This is a genomic window from Spirillospora sp. NPDC046719, assembly GCF_040645715.1.
Taxonomy (GTDB): Bacteria; Actinomycetota; Actinomycetes; order Streptosporangiales; family Streptosporangiaceae; genus Spirillospora.
Genome location: NZ_JBEYYT010000333.1, coordinates 1 through 10,792 on the forward strand (window position 1 = coordinate 1; position 10,792 = coordinate 10,792).

The following is a 10,792-nucleotide window of genomic DNA, read 5'->3' on the forward strand; positions in this document are numbered from 1 at the left end:
GCCCAGCACCATCGCTCCCGCGAAGGTGCGGGGGATGCTGCGCAGCCGGCCGCCGCCGGCCTCCGCCCGCCTCACCGCATCCGGAGGCGGACCGTGGCGATCTCCCAGGGGCGCAGTGCCAGCGCGAACGTCCCGGCGTGCACGTCGAGCGGTACGCCGGGGCGTCCGCGCAGGTCGGCGCGGGTGGCCTCGGTGAACGCCCCGCGCAGCACGGCGGTGGTCGGCACGGGCGTCTCGGCGACCATCCGCGCCTCGATCCAGCCGTCGCCGCGGGGGCGCAGCGAGGTCATGGCGACGCCGGGGCCGGTGATCGAGACGCCGTCCCGGGACGGCGGGGCGGGCGCGTCCGCCGGGCCGTAGCCGGCGGCGGCGAGCAGGTCGTGCCGGTACCGCTCGGCGGCCTCCACCACGTCGTCGCCGGGCCGGTCGCCGCCGTACGGCATGATCGCCATCCCGACCGTCCGCTCGCCGCGGGACTGGGCGCCCGGGGTCGGCAGCTGCGGGCCGGCGGGCTGGTCGCGGTAGGCGTTGCGGTCGCGGGACAGGTAGCCGATCGAGCGCATCAGGGTGAGGGCGATCTCGCGGCCGCCGCCGGTGACCTCGTACTCGGTGGCGTGCTCCAGCAGGACGGCCAGGCCGCCGGCGGCGACGAACCCGTTCGCGGGGTAGGTCGGCAGCGGCCGCTCCCCGAACCCGCCCTCGGCCGTCAGCCCGCGCTCGACGATCGCGAACTGCCCCTCGGCGAACGACGACCCGGCCTGCCGGGGCAGCGCCGCGTGCAGCCGGACGCGGTGGTCGGCGCAGCGGTTGTCGAAGGTGACGCGCAGCCGCAGGAACGGCTCGCCGGCGCGCAGCTCGGCGCGGGTGACGACGGTGACCTCCTCCTCCGCCTCGGACCGGGCGCCGGCCGCGGCGTCGCCGTGCGCGGGCCAGCGGTACGTCCGGACGATGTCGAACGCGGCGACGAGCGGCCCGTCCCAGACCCGCTCGACGCGGACCGACTCCGGCGCGCCGACGAGGCGGTCCGCGGCGGGCGGGGCGTGGTTGTAGGAGTCGCCGAGGTCGCCTCCGTCCACGATTCGGCCGATGCCCTCGATCACGGCGCCGTCGGGCGTCCGCAGCCCGATCGTGCCGCCGTCGCGGACCTCGGCGCGCAGCAGCCCGTTGTCCAGGACGTGCCCGTCGGCCCTGACCGGATCGTGGACGGCCGCCGGGGCGCCCGTGCGGACGGCCGCCAGCCCCAGCGCTGGCACCTCGACGAGAGCGGCGACGCTCCGGCGCGGGTCGGCGAGGATCCGGACCCGCCACTCCCCCTCGGCGCCGCTCAGCGCCTCCCGCACGTCGCCGATGTCGAACGGGGTGTCCGCGCGGGCCGTGACGTGGAAGGTGAGCGTGCGGTCGTCCCGCGACACCGACCAGTCGCGGATCTCCTGCCCGAACAGGACCCGCCCGTAGACCCGTTCCAGCAGGACGGGCAGGGCGGACGCGGGGTGGACGGCGTCGTCCAGCACGGTCGGCGCGGTCTCCAGGACCTGGACGGGCACCGGGCGGCCGTCGCCCGTCTCCAGCCCCGGTTGGCCGCCGCCGGGGACGTCGAGGAACACCAGCCCGGTCCGGGCGTCCGGGGTCGGGTTGAACACCAGGTGCGCGCCGAGCGGCACGGACGCGGCGCGCTCGGCGGTGACCAGGTCGTAGACGGCCCGGCCGAGCTGCTCGGCCTCGGCCATCCGGGCGGCGACCTGCTCGGCGGTCTCGTCGCTGCCGCAGCCGGTGACGGAGTCGTGGCAGCTGACCTCGACGAGCCGCCGCCAGGCCAGGTCGAGGAACCGCTGCGCGTCGCCCGCGTACCAGAGCGCGGCGAGCGGTTCGGCGTACCGTTCGACGAGCCGCTCGGCGCGTCCCATCAGCTGCTTCAGCCGGGGCCGCACCGAGATCACGCCGGGCAGGATGTTGGCGCGGGCGTGCGAGCGCAGCTCCCCGCGCACCCGGGTCAGGCCGGTCGTGGACGGGTCCTGGCCCGCGAAGTACCCGGCGAGGGTGTCCAGCCGCATGGGGACGCCGGCGCCGCCGACGCGGTCGGCGAGGTCGGCGGCGGGCGCGGTGTGGTCGGCGCCGTACATCGCCAGCAGCGGGCCGCCGTCGGGGTACCAGGGGCCCATCGCCTCGGCGAACCCGGCGGCGCGGCCGGGCAGCAGTGACGCGCCGTCCGCGAAGTCCTCGAACATCGACGCGGCGTTGCCGTAGCCGCCCTCGGGCAGGTACTGGGTGCGGACCGCGGTGCCGTCCGGCGCCTCCCACGCGAACGACCGGGTCCGGACCCGGTCGGGGACGCCGCGCCACACGCACGCGTGCTCGATCCCCGCGAGCCGGAGGATCTGCGGGGTCTGCGCGCAGTGCCCGAACTGGTCGGGCAGGTAGCCGACCATCATCGCCGCGCCCAGCTCCTCGGCGCGGCGCATCCCGAGTTCGAGGTTGCGGACGATGTTCTCCCCCGAGCACAGGAACTCGTCGTGCAGGATCTGCCAGGGGCCGACGGCGAGGCGCCCGTCCCGGACCAGCGCGGCGACCCGCTCGCGCCGCTCGGGGCGGATCTCCAGGTAGTCGTCGACGGCGGCCATCTGGCCGTCGAGGGTGAAGCGCCAGCGCGGGTCGGCCTCCATCCGGTCGACGACGCCGTCCATCAGCGACACCAGCCGCAGCCGGAACCGCTGGAACGGCAGGTACCACTCGCGGTCCCAGTGGGTGTGGGGCACGACGACGATCTCGGGGGCGTTCAGCCGCACAGTGCGATCACCTCGTTCTCGTGGGATTCCAGCCGGTGCATGCCCGGTCCCTCCGCCGGGACCCGGACCTTGTCGCCGCGGACGGCGAGGCGCCGCCCGTCCGGCCGGACGAGGACGGTGCCGTCGGCGTCCAGCGCGATCAGGTCGTCCTCGACGCGCAGCAGGACCGGCGCGTCCGGGCCCGCGGAGATCGCCACCCGACCGGCGGCGAGCGCGTCGAGCACCCGGTCCTCCTCGGCGAGCGCCCAGGTGACGGGCTCGCCGAGGTTCTTGAACTGGGCGGGGTCGTGGAAGTCGCTGCCGCCGAGCGGGACGACCCCGGTGGGCCGCCACACGTCCGCCCAGGCCAGCGGGGCGCCCCAGCGCCGGTCCCACCAGGACGGGTGCCAGATCTCGGCGAACCTCGGCCGCGACTCGGGCGGCAGCGGCCGGCGCCACGCGCAGTCGCCGCTGAGCGGATGGTTGATCGACATCAGGCCGCCGCGCGCCTCCGCGAACGCGGCCCAGTCGGCGCTCGGGCGGCGGAAGTCGACCCAGCCGGTGTCGCCGAACACGTTCGCGTGCCCGAGGTCGGTGGTGACCTCCTGGCCGGGCAGCAGCAGGACGCCCGCGTGGGCGCCGGCGGCGGGCAGCTCGGGATGGTGGCTGACGGTGTTGTGGTCGGTCACCGCGAGGTAGTCCAGCCCGCGCGACGCGGCGAGGCAGGCCAGCTCGTGGACGGTGAGCGTCCCGTCGCTGTGCACGGTGTGCGAGTGCAGGTCCCCCGCGAGCCACCGCATGCCGGACGGGGCGGGCAGGTCACGGCGCGGCGGGCGTTCGGGGCGGGGCGGCGGCGCGGGGGCCTCCGGGCGCGGTGCCGGCGACGACGACGTGGTCACCGTGACCTCGTACGGGACGCCGTCCGGCGGGATCCGGTGCAGGCCGAGCCACACGTGCCAGGTGCCCGGTTCGAGCTCGCCCGGCAGGTAGCCGGGCGTCGCCCAGTCCGCGGCGACCGTGTACGCGCGGCGGGCGCCGCCCGACCAGCCGCGGAACCCGCCGGGCCCGCCGCAGCCGAGGTCGATGACGCCGCCGTCGAACGACAGCTCCACCATGACCGCCGCCGTCCCGGCCGGGACGTCGAACGGCAGTTCCCGCAGCCCCTGCTCGAGGCGGTCTTCCAGGGTCCATCTCCCCCGATGAACGGTCATCCGTTCTCCTTCCCGGTCGGGGCCATCCTCGGTTCGGGCACATCGGACGGGTCCGCCGCGGCCACCAGCTCGCCGTCGCGGTACAGCAGGACGCGGCCGGGCCGGGGCAGCGCCCAGCCCTCGTCGCCGGGCGCGGGCTCGCGCCCCTCCCCGACGACGACGTGCACCGGCTCGCCCGCCACGTCCAGCGTCACCAGGGCGCTGCCGCCCAGGTGCTCGACCACGGACACGCGCCCGGCGAACGCCCCGCCGGCGGGCCGGTCGGCGTAGTCGAGGTACTCCGGTCGTACCCCGCACACGATCTCCTCCCCCGCCGGGATCGCCCGCGCCTCGTCCGGCAGGGGCAGGACGGCGCCGGCCGCGACGACGTGCCCGTCCTCGACGCGCCCGGGGAGCAGGTTCATGGGCGTGGAGCCGATGAACGACGCGACGAACAGGTTCGCGGGGCGCCGGAACACCTCGGTGGGAGTGCCGAGCTGCCGGATCCGCCCCTTCTCCATGACCGCGATGCGGTCGGCGAGCGCGAGCGCCTCCGCCTGGTCGTGGGTGACGAACACGGTGGTCACGGCCAGTTCCTTCTGCAGCCGCTTGAGGAAGGTGCGGGCCTCCAGGCGCAGCCGGGCGTCGAGGTTGGACAGCGGCTCGTCCAGCAGGAAGATCCGGGGTTCGGCGACCAGCGCGCGGGCCAGCGCGACGCGCTGCTGCTGGCCGCCCGACAGCTCGCCGGGACGCCGGCCCCCGAGCCCCTCCAGGCCGAGGTACTCGGCGGCCTCGGCGGCGCGCGCGTGCCGGTCGGCCTTGGCCCGCTTCTTGATCCTCAGCGGGTAGGCGATGTTGTCCAGGACGCTCATGTGCGGGAAGAGCGCGTAGTCCTGGAACACCATGCCGACGTCGCGGCGGCCCGGCGGCAGCCGCGTGACGTCGGCGCCGCCGAGCGCGACCGTCCCGGACGTCGCGGACTCCAGCCCCGCGACGGTCCGCAGCAGCGTGGTCTTGCCGCAGCCGGACGGGCCGAGCAGCGCGAAGAACTCGCCGTCCGCGACGTCGAGGTCCAGCGCGTCCAGGGCCCGCACGCCGCCCGGATAGACCTTCGTCAGCTCCCGAATGGTGATGGCCGCCATCAGCGCTTGATCCCTCCGTGGAAGCGGAACCCGTACCGGCGGCTCACGAACAGGTACATGGCCACGACCGGCAGGGAGTACAGCAGCGAGAACGTGGAGATCAGGGGCAGGTCGGGCTGGCCGCCCTCGGTGTAGAACGTGTACATGATCACGGATGCGGGGGCCTTGTCCGGGTCGCGCAGCAGCAGGAACGGCATCAGGAAGTCGCCCCACACCTGCGCGACCGTCCACACCCCGACCGTGGCGAGGCCGGGGCGGATCACCGGGACGACCACGTGCCGCAGGATCTGCAGCGGCGACGCGCCGAACACCCGCGCGGCCTCCTCGTAGGACGTCGGTGTCGCGTCGGTGAAGTCCTTCAGCAGGAAGATCGCCGCCGGGAGGAGCCCGCCGGTCAGCACCAGGATCACCCCGAGCCGCGAGTCGATCAGGTGCAGGTTGAAGGCCAGCAGGAAGATCGGCACCATCGCCGCCGTCCCGGTGATGATGGACGACAGCAGGAGCAGGACGTACAGCAGCGCGTCCCGTCCCGGCACCCGGACGCGGCTCAGCGCGTACGCGGCGAGCGCCGCGCACACGACCACGAGCAGGGCCGTCCCGGCAGCGAGCAGCACCGAGTTCCGCAGCGACTCCAGCGCGTACGGGTTGTCCATGAGGACCTTGAAGTTGTGCAGCGTGAAGTCGGGCAGGGACGCCGCGATGCCGGGGTTCGCGTCGAAGGGGGTGAACGCGAGCCACAGCAGCGGCAGCGCGAAGAACCCGAGGACGGCCGACACGAACGTGGCCAGCCCGATCCGGCGCAGCACTTCTCTGACCAGCGTGTTCATGCGGCCACCGCCCGACCGGACGCGCGCTTCCCGCGGTCGCGGAGCGCCCGCAGGTAGACCAGCGCGATCACCAGGTTGATCAAGATCATGATCAGCGAGATGGCGGCGCCGAAGCCGAGCCGGCCGTCGCCGAGCGCGGTCCGGTAGACGTACACCGACATGATCTCCGAGCGGTGGTCCGGCCCGCCGGCCGTGATGAGGAACGGGGTGAAGTCGTTGAACGTCCACAGGCTGATCAGCAGCAGGCTGGTGAGGACGTGCCCGCGGATGCGCGGCAGCACCGCGTCCCGCAGCGTCTGGAACGTGGACGCCCCGGCCAGCCGCGCCGTCTCCAGATGCGAGGGTGGAACGTTCCCGAGCGCGGCGCCGTACAGCATCATCGAGAACGCGGTGCCGTGCCAGACGTTGAACACGGTCACGCACGCCATCGGATGGTCGATCAGCCAGGCCGTGCCGGGCGTGCCGAGCAGCGCGTTCAGCGTGCCGCCGTCGCGGTCCAGCAGCGCGATCCACAGGAACGCGATCACCGACCCCGGCAGGATCCACGCCAGCAGCACCAGCGCCTCCACGACCCGCCGGACGAACCCCGTCCGGTCGCGCATCACCCAGGCGATCGCGAACCCGAGCAGCGTCTGCCCGACCACCGCCGAGCCGAGCACGAACTGCAGCGTCAGCCACAGCGAACGGTGGAAGTCGCCGTCGCCGAGCACGTCGCCGTAGTTGTGCGCGCCGACGAACTTCGGCTCGCTGGCCGCGATCCCCGTCAGCCGGTAGTCGGTCGTGCCGAGGTAGAGCGTCCAGATGGCCGGGAACACCAGGAACACGGCGATGAGGACCAGCGCGGGCGCGACGAACGCCGCCGCACGCCCGCGTCCGAGCCCCGCCGCGTCCCCGCCGGCGGACGCCGCGGCGGTGCCGCCGCGGCGCGCCGCCTCACCGGGGGGAGACGTGAGAGGGGCCACCGACGATCCCTTCCAGCTTCTTGGCGTACTGCGCGGCGGCCTGGTCCGGGCTCTTGCCCGCCACGATCGCCGCCGTGGCCTCCTGCAGCGCCGTCGACACCTGCGGGTAGACCGCCAGGCCCGGCCGGTAGGACGTGACCGGCAGGACCTTCTCGGACACGAACGACAGCAGCGGGTCGCCCGCGAGGATCTGCTTGTTGACGTCCGTCCGGGACGTGATCTCGGGGGTCCCCGCGGTGCGCGCCTTGACCATGTCCGCGGAGTTCATGAACTCCATGAACTCGAACGCCTGCTGCGGGTACTTGGTGTTCGGGTTCATCACGGTCAGCGGCCCGCCGGACATGCTCACGAACGACTGCCCGCGCACGCCCTTGCCCGGGGAGATCGCCGGGATCAGCGCGAACCCGACGTCGGTGTCGCGGGTCCTCATCTTCGCGACGCCGTCCTTGGGGTTCAGCACGTCCCGCCAGAGGTAGTCGCCCTCCGCCAGGACGCCGATCTTCCCGGCGGCGAACTCCTCGAAGGACTTGTCGCGGCCCTTCGCCTCCTCCTGGAGCTTCGGATCGCCGAGCCTCTCGGACCCGTAGATCTGCGCGTACAGGCCGAGGACGCTCTTGAGCGCCGGCCCGCCGCCGGTCCACGTGCCGTCCTGGTAGATCTGGGCGCCCGCGCCCGCCAGCAGCGGCAGCACGCCCTGCATGCTCGTCGCCTCGCCCATCGCGGTGCCCGCGTCCAGCTGGATCGGGGTCACGCCGGGGAGCCGCTTGAGCGCGCGGCCGGCCGCGACGACGTCCTGCCAGCTCTTCGGCTGCCAGTCCGCCGGCAGGCCCGCCCGCGCGAACAGCCTCTTGTTGAAGTAGAGGAGGCGCCCGTCGGTACCGGACGGTATGCCGTACTTCCTGCCGTCGAACAGCGCCAGCTGCTGGACCGATCCAGGGATCTGCGACCAGCCGTCCCAGGCGTCCGCCGGGGCGCCCACGACCTCGCTCAGCGGCCTGATGTACCCGGCCTGGGCGAACTCCCCCACCCAGATGCCGTCGATGTCCATGACGTCGGCGCCCGACCGCGACTTCAGGTCCAGCGCGAGCTTGGTCTTGTAGGCCTCGTCGTCCACGCCCTGGCCGCGGAAGGTCACCTTCGCGGTGATCCCCTTCGCCTTCTCGGCGGCCACGAACCTCGGGATGACGGTCTTGGTGAGCCACTCGGCCTCGCCGGCGTTCTTGCCGCCCGCGATGGCGTTCCGGGTGATGGTGAGGGTGAAGCTCTTGGCGTCCTTGCCGCGATTCGGATCGGTCGAGGATCCGCCGCCGCCGCAGCCGGCGAGCACCGCGCCCGCCAGCACGAGCGCGGCCGCCGCGCCGATCCGCCTTCTGGAGATGTCCCTGCGGGAGCCGACCATGGGTGACCTCCTACAAGCGTCACCACTTAACGTCACCGAAGAAGGCGATCACGTAAAGACCCAGGCGATCGCTTTCTTGATCAGGGGTCCATGAGCTCGGCCGACCGAGCCGCGAACGCCTCCATCGCCTTCGCGGTGATCGGCCCCGGGGCCTCGGGCAGGACGGTGCCGTCCACCGCCCGGATCGGCTGGACGTCCCGGGTCGTCGACGTCAGGAACGCCTCCTCCGCCCGGTAGAACTCCTCCAGCGGGACGTCCTCCTCCTCGCCGCCGCACCACTCCAGCACCAGCGCGCGCGTGACCCCGGCCAGGCAGCCCGACGACAGCGGCGGCGTCACCAGCCGCCCACCGCGGACGAGGAACACGTTGCTGCCGGTCCCCTCGCACAGGTTCCCCGCGAGGTTCCCGAAGATCGCCTCGCCGCCGCCGCGCTCCTTGGCATAGGCGAGCGCCAGCGCGTTGTCGGCGTACGACGTCGTCTTCAGGCCGGCCAGCGCGCCCCGCTCGTTGCGCGGCCACGGCACCACCGTGACGTCGCCCGCGGCCGGGAACGGCGCCTGCTCGTCCACGATGATCGACACCGTCGGGCCCGCGTCGCCGCGGGCCGACCCCAGCGGCCCCGGACCGCTCGTGTACGTGATCCGGATCCGCGCCAGCGGCCACCTCGGCGCCGCCGCCAGCACCTCCAGCACCCCCTGCGCGAGCGCGTCGTGATCGGGCGCCGGCAGCCCGAGGCCCGCCGCCGACGCCGCCAGCCGGCGCAGGTGCCGGGTCAGCGCGAACGGCTCGCCGTGCGAGGCCTTCACCGTCTCGAAGACGCCGTCCCCGACCAGCATGCCGTGGTCGAACACCGACACCACGGCCCGTTCGGGATCGACCATCTCGCCGTTCAGCCAGATCCTGGCCCGCCCGTCGTGGGCCTGCGCCGTCACCCGAAGCCACCTCCCATGGCCGGGCGCCTTCAGCCCGGCCTCGCGCCGTTCGCGGTGCGGACCGGACTCCGGGCGGCGCCGGCGCCCCTACCGGAACGCGGCAGGCCGCCGTCCGCCCTGGGGCTCCGGACGCCCGCTGCGGGAGCGCCGCGCCGGGAGTCCGCGTCCACCCAGCCGATGGCCCCACAGTACGACCCCAGGGGGACGGGTTTCGAGTTCATCCGGCCGAGTCAGCGTCCCGGACCGCACCGCAGATCTTGCCGAAGCCGGACGAACCCGTATGGCGAAGGGCACCAGACGAGGCCGGGCGCCGCGCCTCCCGCACGATCGGGATCAGACCAGCACGCAGCCGAACGAGTCCGCCAAGCCCCTCAACCCCTCGTCCGTCACCTTCAGCGCCCGCCGCGTCGGCCCCCGCTCGAACCAGCCCAACTCGATCATCCGGTCCGTCAGCGCCGCGCCCAGCGCCCCGTTCAGATGCGGCCGCCGCTCCGTCCAGTCCAGGCAGTGCCACGCGAACCTGCGGCGCGCCCGCCGCAGCGCAGGCACGTCCAGCCCCAGCGCGCCCAGCCGGTCCTCGCCCTTCTCCGTGACCTCGTACGACTCCTCGCCGTCCCGCTCGAGCAGGCCGCCGTCCACCAGCGCCGCGAACAGCGCCACCCCCGCCTCACCCGCCAGATGGTCGTAACACGTCCGCGCCTCGTGCAGCCGCCGCGCGTCCCGCGACTGCCGCAGGCTCCGCACCTCCACCGGCGGGCCGATCCGCGACAGCGCCTCGATCACCTGCGCCACCTCCGCGTTCTGCAGCCGGTAGTACCGGTGCCGCCCCTGCTTCACCGCCGTGACGAACCCGGCCTCCAGCAGCCGCGCCAGATGCGCGCTCGCCGTCTGCGCGCTCACCCCCGCCGTCCGCGCCAGCTCCCCCGCCGCCAGCGGACGCCCGTCCAGCAGAGCCGTCAGCATCGCCGCCCGCGCCCGATCGGCCAGCAGCGCCGCCACCGGGGCGATGTCCGAAGAAACAGCAAGTTCCGCCATACCTCGACCCTAGGCGCCGCATCCTTCGACCCGCGTCGAAGCGTCCGCGACGCGCCCCGCCGGGAAACCCGGTTTGGGGAACGGCCCCGGACGCGCTAATGTTTTCCCCGTCGCCGCAAGGGGCCGCAAGGCACCGGGCAGCACACGCGGAAGTGGCTCAGGGGTAGAGCATCACCTTGCCAAGGTGAGGGTCGCGGGTTCAAATCCCGTCTTCCGCTCTGAGGGGCCTTTCAGGCTGTGACCCAGAAGGTCTCTTCTGGTGGAGTGGCCGAGAGGCGAGGCAACGGCCTGCAAAGCCGTGTACACGGGTTCAAATCCCGTCTCCACCTCAACCGCCGTGACTCCCCCCGGAGACCACGTGCACGGGCGATTAGCTCAGTGGGAGAGCGCTACCTTGACACGGTAGAGGTCACTGGTTCAATCCCAGTATCGCCCACGATGGAGTGGGGAGTGGTGTGCCCGCGGAGAGCGCGGGCCGTCACTCCCTCTTCGTGTTGACCCGGGGGGCGACCCCCGGACCCCCGATGTGGGGGGGGGGGCGCC

The 10,792-nt window shown here is 73.7% G+C and carries 8 protein-coding genes and 3 tRNA genes; 3 read left to right on the forward strand and 8 right to left on the reverse strand.

The features are described from left to right. Nucleotides 1–71: 71 nt before the first annotated feature. From ABZ914_RS37575 to ABZ914_RS37610, 8 genes are all read right to left on the reverse strand, one after another. Nucleotides 72–2,783 carry a glycoside hydrolase family 38 N-terminal domain-containing protein gene (locus tag ABZ914_RS37575; RefSeq protein WP_500199160.1) on the reverse strand — a complete coding sequence of 904 codons (2,712 nt, stop codon included), beginning with the start codon at nucleotides 2,781–2,783 and terminating at the stop codon, nucleotides 72–74. Then, nucleotides 2,774–3,973: a CehA/McbA family metallohydrolase gene (locus tag ABZ914_RS37580; RefSeq protein WP_500199162.1), complete on the reverse strand. Its 1,200-nt coding sequence runs from the start codon at nucleotides 3,971–3,973 to the stop codon at nucleotides 2,774–2,776. The genes ABZ914_RS37575 and ABZ914_RS37580 overlap by 10 nt, the downstream gene beginning before the upstream one ends. After that, nucleotides 3,970–5,094 carry an ABC transporter ATP-binding protein gene (locus ABZ914_RS37585; protein ID WP_190862241.1) on the reverse strand — a complete coding sequence of 375 codons (1,125 nt, stop codon included), beginning with the start codon at nucleotides 5,092–5,094 and terminating at the stop codon, nucleotides 3,970–3,972. Before ABZ914_RS37585 ends, ABZ914_RS37580 begins: the two co-directional genes overlap by 4 nt. Further along, on the reverse strand, nucleotides 5,094–5,921 hold the full coding sequence (locus tag ABZ914_RS37590; protein ID WP_500199164.1) for a carbohydrate ABC transporter permease: 828 nt from the start codon (nucleotides 5,919–5,921) through the stop codon (nucleotides 5,094–5,096). The genes ABZ914_RS37585 and ABZ914_RS37590 overlap by 1 nt, the downstream gene beginning before the upstream one ends. Beyond that, on the reverse strand, nucleotides 5,918–6,883 hold the full coding sequence (locus ABZ914_RS37595; RefSeq protein ID WP_190862245.1) for an ABC transporter permease subunit: 966 nt from the start codon (nucleotides 6,881–6,883) through the stop codon (nucleotides 5,918–5,920). The genes ABZ914_RS37590 and ABZ914_RS37595 overlap by 4 nt, the downstream gene beginning before the upstream one ends. Then, nucleotides 6,855–8,282: an extracellular solute-binding protein gene (locus ABZ914_RS37600; protein WP_500199167.1), complete on the reverse strand. Its 1,428-nt coding sequence runs from the start codon at nucleotides 8,280–8,282 to the stop codon at nucleotides 6,855–6,857. The genes ABZ914_RS37595 and ABZ914_RS37600 overlap by 29 nt, the downstream gene beginning before the upstream one ends. An 80-nt stretch (nucleotides 8,283–8,362) precedes the next feature. Further along, nucleotides 8,363–9,163, reverse strand: a complete 801-nt coding sequence (locus tag ABZ914_RS37605) for an aminotransferase class IV (protein ID WP_433155345.1) — start codon at nucleotides 9,161–9,163, stop codon at nucleotides 8,363–8,365. A gap of 384 nt (nucleotides 9,164–9,547) precedes the next feature. Next, nucleotides 9,548–10,249 (reverse strand): ArsR/SmtB family transcription factor, encoded by a 702-nt coding sequence (locus tag ABZ914_RS37610; protein WP_433152549.1) that lies wholly within the window; start codon nucleotides 10,247–10,249, stop codon nucleotides 9,548–9,550. A gap of 146 nt (nucleotides 10,250–10,395) precedes the next feature. Between ABZ914_RS37610 and ABZ914_RS37615 the strand changes: the two genes are divergently transcribed. From ABZ914_RS37615 to ABZ914_RS37625, 3 genes are all read left to right on the forward strand, one after another. Then, nucleotides 10,396–10,467: transfer RNA gene (locus ABZ914_RS37615), tRNA-Gly, on the forward strand. Nucleotides 10,468–10,507: 40 nt separating this feature from the next. Continuing rightward, nucleotides 10,508–10,578, forward strand: a tRNA-Cys gene (locus ABZ914_RS37620). 35 nt (nucleotides 10,579–10,613) lie between these two features. Then, a tRNA-Val gene (locus tag ABZ914_RS37625) sits at nucleotides 10,614–10,685 on the forward strand. Nucleotides 10,686–10,792: the final 107 nt, after the last annotated feature.